Source organism: Pseudomonas subflava (genome assembly GCF_023823685.1).
GTDB lineage: Bacteria > Pseudomonadota > Gammaproteobacteria > Pseudomonadales > Pseudomonadaceae > Aquipseudomonas > Aquipseudomonas subflava.
Genome location: NZ_JAMXBF010000011.1, coordinates 126212 through 144391 on the forward strand (window position 1 = coordinate 126212; position 18180 = coordinate 144391).

Consider the following 18180-nt stretch of genomic DNA (forward strand, 5'->3'; position numbering starts at 1 on the left):
GGTGGCTTGGGCGGACCAAGCCACCTGCGGCATCGCTCGATCTAGCGGATGAACGCTGCGGAGCAGGCGGGAACGGCGCGTCTGCCCAGGCGAGCTAAGCGGCGCGGTCAGGCGCGTGCAGGAGGCGTCAGGCCGCAGCCCTTGAGCACCATGTGCACCAAGTTGTCGGCGGCGGCCTCAAAGTCGGGCTTTTTCAAGCTGCTCTTGCCGGTGAACAGGCAGATCTGGCTGGCGAAGTCGGCATAGTGCTGGGTGGCGCCCCACAGCTGGAAGATCAGGTGGGCGGGGTCGATCGGGTCCATCCTGCCGGCGTCGATCCAGGCCTGGAACACCGCGGTGCGCTGGCGGAACCAGTCGCGCTGGTCGTGGTTGTAGTGGGCGCTCAATTGCTGGCCGCCGCTGATCACCTCCATGGCGAAGATGCGCGAGGCCAGTGGCTGGCTGCGGGAAAACTCGATTTTGGCGCGGATGTAGCGGGCCAGCGCCTCGGCCGGGTCATCGTCGACCGTCATGCTGTCGAGGGCGCTTTCCCACTGGCCCAGGATGTTCTTCAGTACCGCGAGATAGAGCCCCTGTTTGCTGCTGAAGTAGTAGTGCAGGTTGGCCTTGGGCAGCCCCACCGCCTGGGCGATGCTGTTCATGCTGGTGCCTTTGTAGCCGTGGCGGGCGAACTCGATTTCCGCGGCGGCGATGATGGCTTTTTCGTTCTTCTGGCGGATGCGGCCGGCGGGTTTGCCGGTGCTGGGAGCAGGGGCGGGGGCAGGCATCGAAGGGTCCGTACTGATGATCGGGATTTTGTTGCGCACAGATACCCCAGCGCGGGTCACGAAACAACCCTCAGGCGTCAAAAACGTGTGCCTCTCGGACGAAGGCACCGTCTGGCGCGATAAAAGCGGTCTGAAGCGTCAGAAAAACGTCTGAGACGCCGCGGTCACGCTCGCTGGAAAAATGGCGCAAGCCTTAGTGGTACACGCGTTCCAGCTACTCGGCGTGATCGGTCGAGGCGTAGATGCGCAGCCCTTCGCCGCCGCGCTTGAGGTTGTACGATTCGCGCCAGGAGGCCAGCGTGCGCCCTTCGCCATCGAGCAGTTCCCAGGTGACGCTCGCCAGCACGCTGGCGCTCCCCAACGACACGGTTTCCAGCGAGTGATAGCGACAGCTGCGACACCCCTGAGCGGCGTAGTGGTCGAGCACGCTCTGGAAATAGCCGGCGATGGCCTCGGCCGTGGCGAACGCCCGTGCCTGCCCCGCCGCATCCAGCGCCAAGTAGGGCGTCGCATAGCGCCGGGCGATGAGCGCGCCGTCGAAACGGGCGAAGGCGCGGACAAAGTCGTCGAAAAAGGTCTCGAGTTCCGTGCTCATGGGCGTCAGCTGGTCTTGGCCAGCGCCTCCAGAAAGGTTTCCAGCACCAGTTGCGGGCGACGGCCCTTGCGGGTCACCGAGGCCAGGGTCAGGTCGTAGAAGCGGCTGGCCGGCTTCAGCACCCGCAGGCGGCCCTGCTGCACCCACTGCTGGGCGTAGTGGTCGGCCAGGTAGCCGATGTAGCGCCCGGTGAGAATGAGGAAGGCCATGCCCTCGCGGTCCGAGGCGCTGGCCGTGCAGTTGAGCACCTGGTACTGGCTCTGCACCTCCGGCGGCAGGCGGAAGGTCGGGGCGATGGCGTCCTGGGCGTTGAGGCGGCTGTCTGCCAGCTGGGTGTCGTCCACATAGAAGAGGGGATGGCCCACCGCGCAATACAGCTGCGAGCGCTCGCCGTACAGCGGCTGATATTCCAGGCCGGACAGCGCATGGCTCTGCGGCACCACGCCGACGTGCAGGCTGCCGTCGAGCACGCCCTGTTCCACTTCGGAGGGCGGCGTCATGCGGATCTGGATGCGCACCTCCGGGCCCAGCTCCTTGAGCCGCGCCAGCGCATGGGTGATGCGCATGTGCGGCACGGTCACCAGGTTGTCGGTGAGGCCGATGTGCAGCTCGCCGCGCAGCTCGCGGTGCAGGCCGTTGACGTTGTTGCGAAAGCTCTCCAGCGCGCCGAACAGCTGCAGCGAGGACTGGTACACCTCGCGGCCTTCCTCGGTCAGGGCGAAGCCGGCGCGACCGCGCTGGCACAGGCGTAGACCCAGACGCTGCTCCAGATCGCTCATCTGCTGGCTGATGGCCGAGCGGCCGATGCCCAGCACGCTCTCGGCGGCGGAGAAGCCGCCGCATTCGACCACGCTGCGGAACAGGCGCAGCAGGCGGATCTCGAAGTCGCTGACCTGGGCCAGCGGGTCGGAACGGCGGTTGCTCATTGTTTAGTGATCACTTAACTGAAATTGCGAAGATTTGGATTTTCGTGACTTTAGGCCCGTGGCACCTTGCCTGGCAACAAGACCACAGTGCCGCTCTGGAGAGCCACGATGAACATGCCGCAGACTGCCACCCCGTCCCTGGCCAGCCAGCTCAAGCTGGATGCCCACTGGATGCCCTTCTCCGCCAACCGCCAGTTCAAGCGCGACCCGCGGATCATCGTCGGCGCCGAAGGCAACATCCTCATCGACGACCAGGGCCGGCGCGTGTTCGACAGCCTCTCGGGCCTGTGGACCTGCGGCGCCGGCCACGGCCGTAAGGAAATCCAGGAAGCCGTGTCGCGCCAGCTCGGCACCCTCGACTACTCCCCGGGCTTCCAGTACGGCCACGCGCTGTCGTTCCAGCTCGCCGAGAAGATCGCCGACCTGCTGCCGGGCGAGCTCAACCACGTGTTCTTCACCGGCTCCGGCTCCGAGTGCGCCGACACCGCGGTGAAGATGGCCAAGGCCTACTGGCGCCTCAAGGGCCAGTCGACCAAGACCCGCTTCATCGGCCGCGCCCGCGGCTACCACGGCGTGAACATCGCCGGCACCGCCCTGGGCGGCATCGGCGGCAACCGCAAGATGTACGGCCAACTGATGGACGCCGACCACCTGCCGCACACCCTGCAGCCGGGCATGGCGTTCACCAAGGGCATGGCCGAAACCGGCGGCGTGGAGCTGGCCAACGAGCTGCTCAAGCTGATCGAACTGCACGACGCCTCCAACATCGCCGCGGTGATCGTCGAGCCGCTGTCCGGCTCGGCCGGCGCGCTGATCCCGCCGAAGGGCTACCTGCAGCGCCTGCGCGAAATCTGCACCCAGCACAACATCCTGCTGATCTTCGACGAAGTCATCACCGGCTTCGGCCGCATGGGCACCTGGAGCGGCGCGGAGTACTTCGGCGTCACCCCGGACATCCTCAATGCCGCCAAGCAGATCACCAACGGCGCCATCCCGCTGGGCGCGGTCGTGGCTTCGAAGGAAATCTACGACACCTTCATGAACCAGCCGGCGGCAGAACACATGATCGAGTTCACCCACGGCTACACCTATTCCGCGCACCCGGTCGCCTGCGCCGCGGGCCTGGCCACCCTCGACCTGCTGCACAAGGACGGCCTGATCCAGCAGTCCGCCGAACTGGCGCCGAAGTTCGAGACGCTGTTACACGGCCTGAAGGGCAGCAAGCACGTGATCGATATCCGCAACTGCGGCCTGGTCGGCGCGCTGCAGATCGCCCCGCGCGACGGCGACGCCGTGATCCGCCCGTTCGAGGCCGGCCTGGCGCTGTGGAAGGCCGGCTTCTACGTGCGCTTCGGCGGCGACACCCTGCAGTTCGGCCCGACCTTCAACACCCAGCCGGAAGAACTGGAGCGCCTGTTCTACGCCGTCGGCGACGTGCTGAACAAGCTCGACTGAACACGGCTTTTCACCCTTCTCCCTCCGGGAGCGGGAACTTGATCGAGCAGAGGTGGACGCCCGCACGGCGACTTCCACCACCCAGCCGTAGGGTGGATGTCGCTGTTCACATCCACCAGGCCGGCAACACCCATTCGCGGTGGATGAGCAGAGCGTCATCCACCCTACGTGACACCAACGAGGAGTTTCCATGAGCACCGTCGCCCACTTCATCAATGGCGAAATCTTGCTGCGCAATGGCCGCACTGCCCAGGTCTTCAACCCGTCCATCGGCGAGCCCGTGCGCCAGGTCGAGCTGGCCGACCGCGCCACCATCCAGGCCGCCATCGACGCCGCCAAGTCCGCCTTCCCGGCCTGGCGCAACACCCCGCCGGCCAAGCGCGCCCAGGTGATGTTCCGCTTCAAGCAGCTGCTGGAGCAGAACAAGGACAAGATCGCCGCGCTGATCAGCGAAGAGCATGGCAAGACTCTGGAAGACGCCGTCGGCGAACTGCAGCGCGGCATCGAGAACGTCGAGTACGCCTGCGGCGCCCCGGAGCTGCTCAAGGGCGAGTTCAACCGCAACGCCGGCCCGAACATCGACAGCTGGAGCGACTTCCAGCCGCTGGGCGTGGTCGCCGGCATCACCCCGTTCAACTTCCCGGCCATGGTGCCGCTGTGGATGTACCCGCTGGCCATCGCCTGCGGCAACTGCTTCATCCTCAAGCCGTCCGAGCGCGACCCCAGCTCCACCCTGCTGATCGCCCAGCTGCTGCACGAGGCCGGCCTGCCGCGCGGCGTGCTCAACGTGATCAACGGCGACAAGGAAGCGGTGGACGCGCTGATCGAGGCGCCGGAAGTCAAGGCCATCAGCTTCGTCGGCTCCACGCCGATCGCCGAATACATCTACACCGAGGCCAACAAGCGCGGTAAGCGCGTGCAGGCCCTCGGCGGCGCCAAGAACCACGCCGTGGTGCTGCCGGACGCCGACATCGACAACACCGTCAACGCCCTGATGGGCGCCGCCTACGGCTCCTGCGGCGAGCGCTGCATGGCCATCTCCGTGGTGGTGGCGGTGGGCGATCAGGTCGCCGACACCCTGGTGGCCAAGCTGACGCCGAAGATCCAGGCACTGAAGATCGGCGCCGGCACCTCCTGCGGCCTGGACATGGGCCCGCTGGTCACCGGCGCGGCGCGCGACAAGGTCAAGGGCTACATCGACGCCGGCGTGGCCCAGGGCGCGACCCTGGTGGTGGACGGCCGCGGCCTGTCCGTGCCGGGCAACGAGGCTGGCTTCTTCGTCGGCGGCACGCTGTTCGACAACGTCACCCGCGAGATGAGCATCTACCAGGAAGAGATCTTCGGCCCGGTGCTGTGCATCGTCCGCGTCGGCAGCCTGGAAGACGCCATGCAGCTGATCAACGACCACGAGTACGGCAACGGCACCTGCATCTTCACCCGCGACGGTGAAGCGGCGCGCCTGTTCTGTGACGAGATCGAAGTGGGCATGGTCGGCGTCAACGTGCCGCTGCCGGTGCCGGTGGCCTACCACAGCTTCGGCGGCTGGAAGCGCTCGTTGTTCGGCGACCTGCACGCTTACGGCCCGGACGGCGTGCGCTTCTACACCAAGCGCAAGACCATCACCCAGCGCTGGCCGCAGCGCGCCAGCCACGAGGCGGCGCAGTTCGCCTTCCCGAGCAACGGTTAAGCGCTAACCAGGGCTGGTCTTCGGACCGGCCCTTTTTTTGCCGCCCGGCTGGCAACAGTGGCCGGGCAGCGCGCTGTGCTCCCTCTGCTGTTCACGGGAGAGGGTTGGGGAGAGGGGCAATCGAACAACGCCCTCTCCCCTCAGCCCCTCTCCCACCCGTGGGAGAGGGGATTTAACCCTGCCGCGCGGGCGCGGCATTGGTGCAGTGACCCGGCGCAGATCGGGAACGGCACCCCTTGGGCGAGCGGACCGCACTCCGCAAGCCCGCTCTCCCAAGGGCAGCCCACTTCAACCACAAAGAGCCGGTTCAGGAGTGGGCGAGCGAGAGAAAAACCAGGCGCAACGACCAACGGGTGTAACAGCCAAAGGCTGGCCAGAAGGGCGAGCGCAAGCGAGTACAAGCGGGCGAGGGCGCGGCGTTTACGCGCTGTAAATGAGCAGCCGAGCCCGCTTTCAACGCAGTTTTTCCGACGTGCCGCCGTTCCCGGGCCGGTTCTCAGAAGAGGACACCCTGGTATGAGCAAACCCCTGATCGGTCTTCCCCTGTGCCGCTGGCAGCTGACCGACCGCGACATCGGCTGGTTTCACCTGGTGGGCGAGAAGTACATCCAGGCCGTGACCGGCTTCGGCGCCTTCCCGCTGATGATCCCGGCCTTCGGCGACGACCTGGACATCGACACCGTGCTCGATAACGTCTCTGGCATCCTGTTCGGCGGCTCCCTGTCCAACGTGCACCCCAGCTTCTACGGCGACGACCATCCCGGCCTGGGCCTGGCCGACAAACCCCGCGACGCCACCGTGCTGCGCCTGATGCGCGCCTGCATCGACCGCGGCATTCCCTTCCTCGGCATCTGCCGTGGCGTACAGGAACTCAACGTGCTGTACGGCGGCACCCTGCACCGCGAAGTGCATGAGGTGGAAGGCCGTCTCGACCACCGCGAACGCAAGGGCGTGCCGGACGATGTGGCCTACGGTCCGATCCACAGCGTGAAACTCACTGAAGGCGGCGTGCTGCACCGCCTGATCGGCGAACGCGAGGTGCAGGTCAACTCGCTGCACGGCCAGGGCATCGACCAGCTCGGCGAGGGGCTGCAGGTGGAGGCGATTTCAGAGGACGGGCAGATCGAGGCGGTCAGTGTGATCGGTGCCAAGGCCTTTGCTGTCGGCGTGCAGTGGCACCCGGAGTATCGCTATTGGGAGAAGGCGGATTACAACGCGCTGATTGGGGCGTTTCATGAGGCGGCGAGGGAGTATTTAAAAGCCGAGACCACCTGAGTGGTCTCTACTTAAAATGAGCGAACTTTTCCAAGCGATCAATGATGTGCTTATTCTATTCGATGGGCTAGGCTAACTAGGGCAGGATATATCGAGAGATTATGGAAGTTGGTCGAAAAATCTATGATTATTTCTGAGTCGCATGCGCTGGTAGGATATCTGTTCAGTTCTCTGGCTCTTTGTGTTGCTGCTTTTTGGTCTCCTCTAAATAAGGATAGATACGTGTTGAATATTCTATGCGTGCTCAAGTTGTCATCACCAAAATAAAGTTCTGGGGCTGGATATTTTTCTTCTAATCGTTTAGATGCTTCTGCATGGTCTCCAGTTATGGCCATGTCATACAGTGCGGAGCTTTCTGATTTAAGGAAGCAAAGATATGCTGCCCAAAATAGATGGAACTTGCCTTCGATATTGTTGCTGATTGCATCAATATGTTTGAGTGTTTTCTCTAGTTCGCGAAGCTTGGAGTTAAAAGTCTTGGCGATTGAGAGCAATATTATTTGTTGGGCGTTAAGTTTTAGATTGCCTGCTAATATAGATCTTGCCGATGGGTTAGTGGGTTCGCCTCGAAAATGGAAAATTCCTCCTTGGAATGGTTCTGTATAAATTCCAAGAGTGGAGGTGTTGGTTTCGGAGAATTCGGGGCAGTGAGTTCTGATCCATAACGAAATATCGGTGTTGTCGAGAGTAAATTCTGCATCGAAGAATCGTTTTATATAACGCTCGGCGGAAAAACCCTCCCCGTATATCGCTTTTACGGAATGTGTTAGTTGTTCGGTATCTGTTGCGATAATAAATAAGCAGTTTTCGACATCAAAGAAATGCTTTACTCGCTCTAGTAGTTCAATTGCGAAGGTGGGGCGGCATCTGTCTAGTTCGTCTATAAATATATAGGCTGGCTTTTCTTTGATATCGTTGCCTATTTCTTGGGATGCTCATATAAGAAGCTCGGAAAGGTTTGTCTTGAAGTTCTTGATGGACTCTAGTGTTTCTCTATTGTTTGATATTAGACTTTCGACTGCCTTCTCGGCTGCGTCTGATAAAGAATCTGGGTCAGAATTTTCAGATATTATCCCAAGATCAATGCCGGTGAATTTCTTTAAGACTCCTTTGGCAAGGGCTGGTGTTGCGGCTACGATTGCTTTTGATGCAGATTCAGTAAAATTTCTTATATTTTCATTTGTTTTGGCTGTGCGTCCGGATAAATCCGAGAGCTGCTCTCTAATTGATGCTGCTAAAGATATAAAGGCGTCTCCGGAATAGTCGCATTCCCAAGCATTGAATTTTACGCACACTCTTTCGGTTTTTAGTTGATTTAGCCAGTTATCTAGGAAGAAAGTTTTGCCCGAACCCCATGGGGCGTTTATGTTTAATACTTTTACGTGGTTGTTTCCATCTAGGTAGTTGGTTAGGAAAGCGGCTACCCCTTTTCTGTTCATCTGGTCTTCAGACCAAGGAGGTGTTTTTTCTGGGTTTTTCATGGATATAGTCAGTTGGTTAATAATAATGAGTTTTGTGGCTTAATTGGCTCTAAGGTATAAGTTCGTCTTGTGGCGATTTAGTTTGTCTTCATGTGTGCAAAGACATCTAATCAAGAAGAAGACACACACCGAATTTAATGGCCGACGGCGCCATCAAACTTCCTTTGCTCCATCGTCTGCGCCCGCGGCATCTGCCGTTCATCCCTGCCGGGCGGCCCGATCTTTGGTCTTGGGTCAAGTCATTTGTTAGCTCCGGGAGCGGGGCGAACAGCTAACTCTTTAAGCGTATTTGCAACGCGCACTTGCAGCGATGGCTCCATGAGATAGGCGCGTTTCCGAAATAGGTAATGACCCTTCGGGTTGATGACATGGACTTGGCCGCTCGCAATGCGCTGAGGGCTGGTTACGAACCAGCCGGGGAGCGCTACCACTGGCACCACCTGAACCGGTTCACCGATCTTGCCGTGTAGCCATTGGCTGAGTTCCTTGGCCACCGCCTGTGCCTGCTGAATCGGCAAGTGCTCGGTGGCGCCGCCGGCAAAGCGGATGGATTTGCCGTCGTACTCGGCTCGAACACCTTCCTGGCCTTTTAACGATTGGCGCTTGGATCGGTATTTGGTTTCGATGGCGTAAACGCCGGTAGGGCCCACCAGTACATGATCGACATTGCCGCGCCTCATCGGAAGGTCATGGAACAGCTGCCAGCCTTCGGCCAGCAGCGGGGTGAGCAGCTGCGCGGTGGCGAGTTCTCCTTCGAGGCCACGGTTGGTTGAAGTGATCTTTTGCAGGATGCGAAAGGTTTTCCAGACGGCCCATCCCATCCCTCCTACAACGCACAGCGCCGCCAGAATTGCGGAGAAGTTGAAGCGAATTCGCTCCGGATCTATCCAGCTATGCAGCAGGAGGATCATGCCGATGGCGGGAAAAAGTACCGAGGCGGCAAATGCCCCGCACAGATCGAAGATGCTGTCGCGAAAGCCTTGATTAAGTGTCTCGCCTGGCGGCCTGAGCAGATCGTCAACCAATGGGCTTTTGCGGTCTTGTGCCTGTTGGCGTTTTAGATAAATGAGGATGCACGCGCATGGGATCAGCATGCAGATGATCGGTACGTACATGAAAAGCCAGCCTGGCATCTAAATATCCTTATTCGTGTAAAGGGCGGTAGGCATACCGACAGCTCGGTCCGGCGTGGGAAGCGCAACCTTCATGCGCGCAAACTCCCCGTCTGAAGGCCGAGTGGAGGTGTTGCGTAGGGGAGTGAGCCGCATGGATGCGGCGAAAGGCTTAAAGGGCCAGGGATGGCCCTTGTAAGCCGGCCCCCGGAGCGGCACCGGAGGGAGGGAAGTCGAGCGTAGCGAGACCCGGATGTCGGGGTGTGTTTCTTTGCTTACTTTCTTTGCACAAGCAAAGAAAGTGAGGCGCCCTAGAGGGCGAAACTGGGGTTCAGCGCGCCACATTGCCTGGGCTCGGCTTCACGGCTGCTTTGCGATTTCGAGCGTAAACCGACTTCCCGCCACCGCCGCTGCCGCCGCGTTCCTCCATTTCGAAGCGGTGGTGGTGTGCTTTGATCAGCCCGCTTAGTTTGGCGTGGCCATACAGGCGAGAGTCGAAATCGGGCCTCAGCTTGCTCAGGTTCTGACCGAGTGCTCCAAGATGCGTCCAGCCGTCCTCATCGGAGTTGTCTTCGATCACCTTGGCAATAAAGTCGACAGGCGCTTTGGGTTTGACCGGAGCAGCTGGCGTGGCAGGTGTGGACACCTTTTGAGGGCTGTCGTTGGACTCAGGCGTCGCATTCGCAACGGCTGGCACATCAATTGGAGTAGCGACTTCAGCCCGCAGCAACTCGGTATAAATGAACTTGTCGCACGCCGACACGAACGGCTTGGGCGTCTTCTGCTCACCAAACCCGATCACCTCCAGCCCTTCCTCGCGCAATCGGGCGGCCAGGCGGGTGAAGTCGCTGTCGCTGGAGACCAAACAGAACCCGTCGAAGCGTCGGGTGTACAGCAGATCCATCGCGTCGATGATCAGCGAACTGTCGGTGGCGTTCTTGCCGGTGGTGTAGGCGAACTGCTGAATGGGCTGGATGGAATAGTCGAGCAGCGTCTTCTTCCATCCGCCGAGCTGCGGACCGGTCCAGTCGCCGTAGATGCGCTTGACGCTGGCGAGTCCGTACTTGGCGATTTCCTCGAACAGCCCTTCGACGATGGCGGCCGAGGCGTTGTCCGCATCGATCAGTACGGCGAGGTGCTTCTGCTGACGGGGTGCCGCAGGTTTGCTGGCCATGAATGCATCCTTGCAGGTCGATGGCCGACATTACTGCGAAATACTGGCCCAGCGCCACAGTTGCGAACTGGGTCACATCAGCGCATCCCTTGATCCCTCGATCCAGAAAGAAAAAAAGCCCCGCATCGAGCGGGGCTTTCCGGTTACCAGCGATGATCGTGATGGTGATGATGGCGGCGCTGGTGCTTGCGCCAATGCTTGTGGCGATGACGCGGCTCCGGCACGTAGTACACCGGGCCCGGCCGGTAATAGACGGGGCGCGGTTCGTAATAGACCGGGCGGGGCTCGTAGTAGACGACCCGCGGGGGCGGGGCATGGTAGACCGGCGCCGGTTCGTAGACCCGCACCGGCCGCTGGCTGGCCAGCACGCCGCCGATGATGGCACCGACCGCGACGCCCGCGGCCACGTCGCCGCCGTCCGCCGCGTGCGCCTGTTGCCCGCCGGCGAAGGCGAGGCTGGCGATCAGGCCCGTGATGAGGGGAATACGCGAAAGCATGGTCGAGACTCCTCTGAAACCGGATCGTCCGGTTACAGGCTTCGACTGCGCGGCGTTTCGCTCATCGCGCGCGGCAGTGTAAATCCTGTGTAAAACAGCGCCGCTAGCCTCGAGGCGCGCAAGCGAAGCGCACGCAGATCGTTGCAGTGGAACCGGGGTCGAACGGGCGGAGGGCCGGGCGAGTGGCCTGGCTCACGGTGCAGCGGCGGCTTTTGCGCTTTACTGCAAGCCGAGGGACGCGGGAGAGCGGGGGCAATCCGATGAAGTCAGCCAATGCCGCACGGGGCTGGGCTGTGGTGATCTTGGGCATGGTGCTGGGCTTGGGCGGCTGCTCGGGGCGGCTGGCGCACGAGAGCATCGTCAGCAAGAACAGCGAGCCCAAGGCCGGCGAGTTCCTGCAGAGCGACGTGGACCGCATGGCGACCCTGGCCATGCGCAACAATCTCAACAGCCTGTATCAGCTGATGAGCAAGCTGTACCAGCGCAACCCGCAGGAATGGCACAAGACCGGCCTGCCGTCCCGCGCGGCGGCGGAGCAGGCGATCCACGAGGCCATCGAACAGAACCAGCCGTTGCCGCAGCTCGGCGGTCGCCGCGACGTGGCGGCGCTGAGCTACGCGCTGAGCCCCGACTTCGAGGGCGACCGGGTCGGCGCTTTCATCTATGCCCTGGGCAGCATGCTGGTGACCGCCCACGGCGGGCGCACCGAGTTCTACCTCACCGACTCCTTCGACGCGCAGTTCATCTACAACGCCGCGCGCAATATCGAGAAGGCCGCCTGGATGCTGAGCCAGCGCCGCGACGCCAGGGGCCGACCGCTGCTGCTGTCCAACGAGGGCGGCAACCTCAGCTACGCGGTGGAGTTCGGCAAGATGACCGCGCGCCTGGACCTGCTCACTCACGTGCTGGAGGAGCGCTACCGCCGCCTCGGGGTGAACTACGCGCAGAGCCTGCTGTTCCTCAACTTCCTGCCGGTGCAGTAGCCTCGCGATACTCGGCGCACTGTCCATTCTGGAGACCGCGCGTGAAGCTCGACTGGCTACGCGATCACCCCGAGCACTGCGACACCGTCGCCGCCTGGCTGCATCGGCAATTTCCCTATGAGTTCGCCGAACAGCCACTGGCCGACTGGCAGGCGGAGTTCCGCGCCGGCCAGGACAATGGCGACTGGCAGATGCTGATCGCGCTGGAGCAGGGGCGGGTGCTCGGCTGCGCCGGCCTGGCGCGCGATGACCTGCCGCAGCGCCCGGAACTGGGCCCTGGCTGGCCTGCGTATACGTGTTGCCCGAGGCGCGCGGGCGAGGACTGGCCGAGCGCCTGATCGCGGCCATCTGCGCCACTGCGCGCGAGCGCGGCCATCGGCGTCTCTACCTGCACACCCAGGATCGTGCCGACTACTACGCCAGGCGCGGCTGGCGGTTGCTGGAGCGTTTCCACGCCTGGGGCGCGGAGCACAGCCTCATGGTGCGCGAGCCGTAGGGACGGCCTTCTCCGGGCATCGGCGTGAGCCCGCCTGCCAGATGCTGCCTCACACCTTGCGCACGAACTCCGACTTGAGCTTCATCGCGCCGATGCCGTCGATTTTGCAATCGATGTCGTGGTCGCCGTCCACCAGGCGGATGTTCTTCACCTTGGTGCCGACCTTCACCACCAGCGACGAGCCCTTGACCTTGAGGTCCTTGATCACGGTGACGCTGTCGCCGTCCTGCAGCTGATTGCCGACCGAGTCCTTGATCACCCGCTCTTCCTCGCCGGCCTGCGACGCGTCGGCCGACCACTCGTGGGCGCACTCGGGGCAGACCAGTTGGGTGCCGTCCTCGTAGGTGTATTCGGAGCTGCACTTGGGGCAGGGCGGCAGGGTGCTCATGACGTGACCTCGGTTCGGGCAAAAATGGCCGCGCATTGTATAGGGCTTTTATCGATCCGGGGGCGATTGGTCGAACCGATCCGCCCGCTGCGCCGTCCCAATTGGCAGAGCAAGAGCAGCGGAGTTGTCATGGCTTTCATCGATCTGCGCGGGGTGTCCTTCTGGACCATCGTGCGCCACACCGTCACCGATTTCGTCGACGACGAACTGTCCACCTACGCCTCGGCGCTGGCCTTCCAGCTGTTCTTCTCGCTGTTTCCCTTTCTGCTGTTCCTCATCGCGCTGATCGGCGTGCTGGACGCCCAGCAGTTCTTCGACTGGCTGCACGACCAGGCCGAGCTGGTGCTGCCGCAGGAGGCTCTCGGCCTGGTCGATCCGGTGATCGCCCAATTGCAGACGCAGCAGGCCGGGCTGTTCTCCTTCGGTATCCTGCTGGCGCTGTGGACCGCCTCGGCGGCGGTGCGCTCGACCATGGCGGCGATGAACCGCGCCTACGGCGTGGAGGACGGTCGCCCTGCCTGGAAGCTGATTCCGCTGTCAGTGCTCTACACCATCGCCATCGCCATCGCCCTGCTGCTGGCCGCCGCGCTGATGGTCACCGGGCCGCAGGCGATGAGCTGGCTGGCCGAATGGGTCGGCCTGGAGAGCGTGATGGTGACGATCTGGGCCTGGGTGCGCTGGCCGCTGGCGGTGCTGATGCTGACCGCCGTGGTGGCGGCGGTGTACTACCTGGCGCCGGATGTGAAGCAGGAATTCCGCTTTATCACCCCCGGCTCGGTGCTGGCGGTGGTAGTGTGGATCGCCGCGTCCCTGGCCTTCGGCTTCTACGCGCAGAACTTCGCCGACTACAACGCCACGTACGGCGGTATCGGCGCGATCATCGTGTTCCTGCTCTACCTGTACATCTCTTCGGCGGTGCTGCTGTTCGGCGCAGAGCTCAATGCGGTGATCGAGCACCATGCCCACGAGGGCAAGGAACTCGGCGAGAAGAGCGCCTCCTGATCGATCAGGGCGTCGTCGCCGGCTGCGGCCAGTCGAGGGTGCCGCTGTCGCTGAAGCGCGCCGTGCCGAACAGCCCGCCACCCAGCTTGCCGCGCAGCTCGTAGGGCAGCCCGCGATTCTCGCGATAGCCGGCCGCGGCCCAGGCCTGGCGCATCATCGACAACGCCGAGATGCTCAGCGGCACTCGCAGCAGCGCCTCGCCATAACGCGGCACCTGGCCGCGCTGGTCGCTCACGCCGCTGGCCAGCGGCTGGTCGTTGATCTCCAGCTCCACGCTCAGGCCGTCGTAGTCGATGGGATTGTCGTTGGGATTCTGCACCCGCAGTACCACGGCGAAACGCATCTCCATGCCTTGCGCCGGCAACGGCTCCAGCCCGAGCAGATCGATGCGCAGCGGGTCTCGCGGGGCGAGGGAGGCGCAGCCGGCGAGCAGGAAAACAAGCAAAACAAGTAAAGGGCGCATGGCGCGACGGTCTCGATCAGGGGCGGGTCCGCTGTAGACGGATGGCCGCGTCGAAGCGTTCCACCACTTGCACCGGCACGCCCAGGGAGAACATCAGGTGCATGGGCTCGCGTGGGTGCTCGCCGACCGTGAACAGGCGCATCGGCGCGGCATCTGCAGCTGCCTGCTGGGCACGTGCCACGCTCAGTTCGACCAGGTAGCCGTCGATACGACCGAGCGCGAGCATCTGCTGGAGTTGCTCGTCCCAGCGCACCTCCAGGCGCGTCCCCTTGTCGCTGTCGAGAACGGACTTCAGCGCTTCGCCGTAGTGGAAGCCGCGGATCAGGCCGAGCCGGCGTGGCCGGCCGTCACTGCGCGGCTCGTCCAGCCAGGCCGCCAGCGACACCTCTTCGAGGTCGGTCGTTGCACTGCTCTGCGCGCGAACCACCAGCACCATCCGCTCCTGCCGATAGGCCTGGCTGAAGCGGGCATAGGTTTCGCGCTCGGCGCTGCGGCTGGCGCCGTAGAGCATATCCAGTTGCCCGTTCCTGAGCAGTTGCAGGGCCCGGGCCCACGGCACTTCGACGAACTCCAGGCGGCAACCGGCGCCATCGGCGAGTTGCCGAACGCGCTGGTATTCACTGCCGGTGAGCCGGCCGTCCTGTTGGTGGATCAGGGGATACCATTCCTCCCAGCCGACCCTGAGCTGACAGGGCTCCGATGCGACGGTGGCGCCGCCGCATAGCGACGAGAGGGCGAGGAAGAGGGCTGGCTTCATGACGGATATCGCGATGACCTGGCTGGCAGTCTAGAAGCGCCAGGGGCCGCCGCCGCGTCGAGCGACGGAGGGTCAGAGGGTCGCGGGGTTGCCGGCGTTGCTCAGACGGCGGGCCTGCTTGAGGTAGAGGGTCAGCTCGCGGGCCGGCAGCGGCTTGCTGTACAGGTAGCCCTGACCCTCGTTGCAGCCCTGGGCGATGATGTAGGCCTCCTGCTCGGCGGTCTCCACGCCCTCGGCGATCACCTGCATGCCCAGGCTCTTGCCGAGCTGGATGATGGCGCGAACGATGGTGGCGTCGTCCTCGTCGTCGAGCAGGTCCTGCACGAAGCTCTTGTCGATCTTCATCTTGTCCAGCGGCAGGCTTTTCAGGTAGCTGAGCGAGGAATAGCCGGTGCCGAAGTCGTCGATGGCGATCATCGCGCCGGCGCGGCGCAGGCTGAGCAGGTGCTGGGCGGCGGTGCTGATGTCTTCCATCAGGCCGGTCTCGGTGACTTCCAGCTCGAGGCTGCGCGGCGGCAGGCGATAGACCTGCAGCAGGTTGCTGACCATGCGCGGCAGCTCGGCGTGGTGCAGTTGCACCGTGGACAGGTTGACCGCCATGCGCAGTTCGCTGAAGCCCTGATCGTGCCATTCGCGCAGCTGGCGGCAGGCCTGGTCCAGCACCCATTCGCCGATGGCGATGATGGTGCCGTTCTGCTCGGCCAGCGGAATGAACAGGTCCGGGGCGACGAAGCCGTGTTGCGGATGCTGCCAGCGCAGCAGGGCCTCGACGCCCACCACGCGGTGGTCGCGGTAGTCGACCTGCGGCTGGAACACCAGGTGCATTTCGTTGCGGTTGAGCGCCTCGCGCAGTTCCTTCTCCAGCTCGCGCCGGCGACGCATCTCGCTGTCGACGCTGGCGATGTAGAACTGGTAGCGGTTGCGCGAACGGCTCTTGGCCAGGGTCATGGTCTGTTCGGCTTTCTGCAGCAGCTTCTCGGTGCTGTCGCCGTCTTCCGGGAACAGGGTGATGCCGATGGTGGCGCGCAGGCGGACTTCCTGCTGCTCGAGGGCGAAGGGGGTATCCAGGTTGTCGAGGATGCTCTGCGCCAGCTCGGCGGCCTCGTAGGGCTGCTCGATGTCGGCCTGGACCAGGGCGAACTGGTCACCGCCGAGGCGGGCCAGGGCGCCGAGGCGGCCGCTGTGGCTGCGCAGGCGGTCGGAGAGGGCCAGCAGCAACTGGTCGCCGGTCTGGTAGCTGAACTGTTCGTTGATGCCCTTGAAGTCGTCGAGGCCGACGCACAGCACGGCTACGCGGCGCTGCAGGCGGCCGGCATCGTCGAGGATCTGGTCGAGCTGCTGCTGCAGCTGCTGGCGGTTGGGCAGGCCGGTGAGGAAGTCGTACTGCGACATGCGCAACAGGCTGTTCTCCGCCTCGCGGCGCAGGTGGGTGTTGCGCTCGATGGAGGCGAGCAGCTGGTTGGCCGTGTTGATCCACAGCCCCAGTTCGTTCTTCTCGTTGCCGCGCAGCATCGGCAGCTTGTGCTCGCTGGGGCGGTCCGGGTTGATGTGGCTGAGGTGCTCGATGATCTTCGACAGCGGCTTGGTCAGCAGCCAGTGGTAGACCATGTACAGCACCAGGGCCATGGCCAGCGCGCGCAGCACGCCGGACACGAAGATGATCACCGAGGTGGTGATGAAGTTCTCGCCGTAGCTGGCGGTGTCCAGGGTGATGGTCAGGTCACCGTAGTACTCGCTGTACGGCCCCTTGCCGACCAGCTGGGTGGTGAAGGTCTGTTCCTTGCCGAGGATGGGGTCGGTGATCCAGCGGCTGGAGGAAGGCGTCAGCTCGCGGGAGCGCTCGGCGAGCATGGGCTCGTTGGGATGGCCGATGGCGGCGTAGCGCACCGCTTCGTGCTGGAACAGGCCCTCGATGACCTGCATGCCCATCTCGCGGTCGAGGCTGTAGACGGCCTGGGTGGAGGGGTCGCGGAACATGCCGAGAATGCGCTGGGCATCGCTGGCCACTGCCTGGCGGGTCTTGTAGATGTCGAAGACGATCTGCCCGCAGCTCAGCACCACGCCGACCACAAGCGCCGACATCAGGACAACACGCAGCAGTTTCAGCGACAGGCTGTTTTTCAGTTCCAGCTTCAAATGCGTATTCCTTGTTCGCCGCCGGAGGCTCGGGACCGATGTGAGTATTGGCAAATGCACGTGAGCCGTCAAAGGGCCATTACGTCCATATCCCATCTTTTTCGGATCGTCGCTCGGGTTCCTTTAGCCCGTCGGTCCGGTCGGCCCATCCGGCCATGAAAAAGCCCGGCGCTGGGCCGGGCTTTTTCATGCGGGTCGGGCGATTCAGGCGGCGAAGTTCTTCGCCACGAAGTCCCAGTTGACCAGGTTCCAGAACGCCTCGACGTACTTCGGACGCAGGTTGCGGTAGTCGATGTAGTAAGCGTGTTCCCAGACGTCGCAGGTCAGCAGCGGGGTGTCGCCGCTGGTCATCGGGTTGCCGGCGCCGATGGTGCTGGCCAGGGCCAGGGAACCGTCGGCCTTCTTCACCAGCCAGCCCCAGCCGGAACCGAAGGTGCCGATGGAGACCTTGCTGAACTCTTCCTTGAACTTGTCGAAGGAACCGAAGGTGGCGTTGATGGCATCGGCCAAGGCGCCGGTCGGCTGGCCACCGCCATTCGGCGACAGGCAGTTCCAGTAGAAGGTGTGGTTCCAGATCTGCGCGGCGTTGTTGAACACGCCACCGGAGGACGACAGGATGATCTCTTCCAGGCTCTTGCCTTCGAACTCGGTGCCCGGGATCAGGTTGTTCAGGTTAACGACGTAGGCGTTGTGGTGCTTGCCGTGATGGTATTCCAGGGTCTCGGCGGACAGGTGCGGCTCGAGGGCGTTCTTCTCGTACGGCAGCGGCGGCAATTCGAAAGCCATGGTCTATCTCCTTCATCGGGTCGGGATAAGTGCGATTCGCACGTGGCCGTTCACGGGGCGGCCGGAAAATCGGGCGGCGACGAGTTTTACTCTATTAATGTGCCGCGAGGCCGGGATCATAGCACTCGACCCAGGCCATATCCACGCAGCAACTGTGTGGAAAAGCCGATGCCAGGCGGCTTTGCTCATGTTGGCTCGGA

General features: G+C 63.0%; 18 protein-coding genes and 1 pseudogene. 6 read left to right on the forward strand and 13 right to left on the reverse strand.

Features of this window, described 5'->3' with window-relative positions:
• Positions 1-107: 107 nt before the first annotated feature.
• The 3 genes from NF616_RS16010 to NF616_RS16020 all read right to left on the reverse strand — a co-directional run bounded on the left by NF616_RS16010 (position 108) and on the right by NF616_RS16020 (position 2288).
• Positions 108-767, reverse strand: coding sequence for a TetR/AcrR family transcriptional regulator (locus NF616_RS16010; protein WP_252274291.1), 660 nt, complete (start codon positions 765-767; stop codon positions 108-110).
• A gap of 214 nt (positions 768-981) precedes the next feature.
• Positions 982-1362 carry a DUF6841 family protein gene (locus NF616_RS16015; protein ID WP_252274292.1) on the reverse strand — a complete coding sequence of 127 codons (381 nt, stop codon included), beginning with the start codon at positions 1360-1362 and terminating at the stop codon, positions 982-984.
• Between the two features lie 5 nt (positions 1363-1367).
• On the reverse strand, positions 1368-2288 hold the full coding sequence (locus NF616_RS16020) for a LysR family transcriptional regulator (RefSeq protein WP_252274293.1): 921 nt from the start codon (positions 2286-2288) through the stop codon (positions 1368-1370).
• A gap of 108 nt (positions 2289-2396) precedes the next feature.
• On the opposite strand from NF616_RS16020, the gene aptA reads away from it, so the two are divergent.
• The 3 genes from aptA to NF616_RS16035 all read left to right on the forward strand — a co-directional run bounded on the left by aptA (position 2397) and on the right by NF616_RS16035 (position 6705).
• Positions 2397-3743 (forward strand): omega-aminotransferase AptA, encoded by a 1347-nt coding sequence (gene aptA, locus NF616_RS16025; protein WP_252274294.1) that lies wholly within the window; start codon positions 2397-2399, stop codon positions 3741-3743.
• A 190-nt stretch (positions 3744-3933) separates the two neighbouring features.
• Positions 3934-5430, forward strand: coding sequence for a CoA-acylating methylmalonate-semialdehyde dehydrogenase (locus NF616_RS16030; RefSeq protein WP_252274295.1), 1497 nt, complete (start codon positions 3934-3936; stop codon positions 5428-5430).
• A 516-nt stretch (positions 5431-5946) separates the two neighbouring features.
• The gene (locus NF616_RS16035) at positions 5947-6705 is read left to right on the forward strand and encodes a gamma-glutamyl-gamma-aminobutyrate hydrolase family protein (protein WP_252274296.1); all 759 of its coding nucleotides are present in this window, start codon (positions 5947-5949) and stop codon (positions 6703-6705) included.
• A 50-nt stretch (positions 6706-6755) separates the two neighbouring features.
• Here the strand turns inward: NF616_RS16035 and NF616_RS21520 are convergent, their stop codons facing one another.
• The 5 genes from NF616_RS21520 to NF616_RS16055 all read right to left on the reverse strand — a co-directional run bounded on the left by NF616_RS21520 (position 6756) and on the right by NF616_RS16055 (position 10969).
• On the reverse strand, positions 6756-7628 hold the full coding sequence (locus NF616_RS21520) for a KAP family P-loop NTPase fold protein (protein WP_491568555.1): 873 nt from the start codon (positions 7626-7628) through the stop codon (positions 6756-6758).
• A gap of 12 nt (positions 7629-7640) precedes the next feature.
• Positions 7641-8186, reverse strand: coding sequence for a P-loop NTPase fold protein (locus NF616_RS21525; protein ID WP_491568554.1), 546 nt, complete (start codon positions 8184-8186; stop codon positions 7641-7643).
• Positions 8187-8425: 239 nt separating this feature from the next.
• Positions 8426-9319 carry a nuclease-related domain-containing protein gene (locus NF616_RS16045; RefSeq protein WP_252274297.1) on the reverse strand — a complete coding sequence of 298 codons (894 nt, stop codon included), beginning with the start codon at positions 9317-9319 and terminating at the stop codon, positions 8426-8428.
• Positions 9320-9629: 310 nt separating this feature from the next.
• Positions 9630-10472 carry an NYN domain-containing protein gene (locus tag NF616_RS16050; RefSeq protein WP_252274298.1) on the reverse strand — a complete coding sequence of 281 codons (843 nt, stop codon included), beginning with the start codon at positions 10470-10472 and terminating at the stop codon, positions 9630-9632.
• A gap of 143 nt (positions 10473-10615) precedes the next feature.
• Entirely contained in the window at positions 10616-10969 is a 354-nt protein-coding gene (locus tag NF616_RS16055) for a hypothetical protein (protein WP_252274299.1), read from the reverse strand.
• Positions 10970-11229: 260 nt separating this feature from the next.
• Here NF616_RS16055 and NF616_RS16060 point away from each other — a divergent pair, with 260 nt between their 5' ends.
• Complete coding sequence (locus NF616_RS16060) at positions 11230-11952, forward strand: hypothetical protein (protein WP_434091896.1); 723 nt, start codon at positions 11230-11232, stop codon at positions 11950-11952.
• Positions 11953-11993: 41 nt separating this feature from the next.
• Positions 11994-12448: pseudogene (locus NF616_RS16065) on the forward strand (GNAT family N-acetyltransferase).
• Between the two features lie 49 nt (positions 12449-12497).
• On the opposite strand, the gene NF616_RS16070 reads toward NF616_RS16065, so the two are convergent.
• Positions 12498-12836, reverse strand: a complete 339-nt coding sequence (locus NF616_RS16070; RefSeq protein ID WP_252274300.1) for a zinc ribbon domain-containing protein YjdM — start codon at positions 12834-12836, stop codon at positions 12498-12500.
• 129 nt (positions 12837-12965) lie between these two features.
• On the opposite strand from NF616_RS16070, the gene NF616_RS16075 reads away from it, so the two are divergent.
• Positions 12966-13838 (forward strand): YihY/virulence factor BrkB family protein, encoded by an 873-nt coding sequence (locus NF616_RS16075; protein ID WP_252274301.1) that lies wholly within the window; start codon positions 12966-12968, stop codon positions 13836-13838.
• 4 nt (positions 13839-13842) lie between these two features.
• On the opposite strand, the gene NF616_RS16080 is transcribed toward NF616_RS16075, so the two are convergent.
• The 4 genes from NF616_RS16080 to NF616_RS16095 form a co-directional block, all read right to left on the reverse strand.
• Complete coding sequence (locus NF616_RS16080; RefSeq protein WP_252274302.1) at positions 13843-14301, reverse strand: LEA/WHy family protein; 459 nt, start codon at positions 14299-14301, stop codon at positions 13843-13845.
• A 16-nt stretch (positions 14302-14317) separates the two neighbouring features.
• A complete protein-coding gene (locus NF616_RS16085) occupies positions 14318-15058 on the reverse strand; it encodes a substrate-binding periplasmic protein (protein WP_252274303.1) in 741 nt (246 codons plus the stop codon).
• 72 nt (positions 15059-15130) lie between these two features.
• Entirely contained in the window at positions 15131-17140 is a 2010-nt protein-coding gene (locus NF616_RS16090) for a putative bifunctional diguanylate cyclase/phosphodiesterase (protein WP_434091901.1), read from the reverse strand.
• A gap of 258 nt (positions 17141-17398) precedes the next feature.
• Positions 17399-17980, reverse strand: coding sequence for a superoxide dismutase (locus NF616_RS16095; protein ID WP_252274305.1), 582 nt, complete (start codon positions 17978-17980; stop codon positions 17399-17401).
• Between the last annotated feature and the right edge of the window lie 200 nt (positions 17981-18180).

Coding starts and splice junctions, on each gene's coding strand:
- NF616_RS16010 (WP_252274291.1), bottom strand. CDS start 767: ATGCCTGCCCCCGCCCCTGCTCCCAGCACCGGCAAACCCGCCGGCCGC.
- NF616_RS16015 (WP_252274292.1), bottom strand. CDS start 1,362: ATGAGCACGGAACTCGAGACCTTTTTCGACGACTTTGTCCGCGCCTTC.
- NF616_RS16020 (WP_252274293.1), bottom strand. CDS start 2,288: ATGAGCAACCGCCGTTCCGACCCGCTGGCCCAGGTCAGCGACTTCGAG.
- aptA (WP_252274294.1), top strand. CDS start 2,397: ATGAACATGCCGCAGACTGCCACCCCGTCCCTGGCCAGCCAGCTCAAG.
- NF616_RS16030 (WP_252274295.1), top strand. CDS start 3,934: ATGAGCACCGTCGCCCACTTCATCAATGGCGAAATCTTGCTGCGCAAT.
- NF616_RS16035 (WP_252274296.1), top strand. CDS start 5,947: ATGAGCAAACCCCTGATCGGTCTTCCCCTGTGCCGCTGGCAGCTGACC.
- NF616_RS21525 (WP_491568554.1), bottom strand. CDS start 8,186: ATGAAAAACCCAGAAAAAACACCTCCTTGGTCTGAAGACCAGATGAAC.
- NF616_RS16045 (WP_252274297.1), bottom strand. CDS start 9,319: ATGCCAGGCTGGCTTTTCATGTACGTACCGATCATCTGCATGCTGATC.
- NF616_RS16050 (WP_252274298.1), bottom strand. CDS start 10,472: ATGGCCAGCAAACCTGCGGCACCCCGTCAGCAGAAGCACCTCGCCGTA.
- NF616_RS16055 (WP_252274299.1), bottom strand. CDS start 10,969: ATGCTTTCGCGTATTCCCCTCATCACGGGCCTGATCGCCAGCCTCGCC.
- NF616_RS16060 (WP_434091896.1), top strand. CDS start 11,230: ATGAAGTCAGCCAATGCCGCACGGGGCTGGGCTGTGGTGATCTTGGGC.
- NF616_RS16070 (WP_252274300.1), bottom strand. CDS start 12,836: ATGAGCACCCTGCCGCCCTGCCCCAAGTGCAGCTCCGAATACACCTAC.
- NF616_RS16075 (WP_252274301.1), top strand. CDS start 12,966: ATGGCTTTCATCGATCTGCGCGGGGTGTCCTTCTGGACCATCGTGCGC.
- NF616_RS16080 (WP_252274302.1), bottom strand. CDS start 14,301: ATGCGCCCTTTACTTGTTTTGCTTGTTTTCCTGCTCGCCGGCTGCGCC.
- NF616_RS16085 (WP_252274303.1), bottom strand. CDS start 15,058: ATGAAGCCAGCCCTCTTCCTCGCCCTCTCGTCGCTATGCGGCGGCGCC.
- NF616_RS16090 (WP_434091901.1), bottom strand. CDS start 17,140: ATGTCGGCGCTTGTGGTCGGCGTGGTGCTGAGCTGCGGGCAGATCGTC.
- NF616_RS16095 (WP_252274305.1), bottom strand. CDS start 17,980: ATGGCTTTCGAATTGCCGCCGCTGCCGTACGAGAAGAACGCCCTCGAG.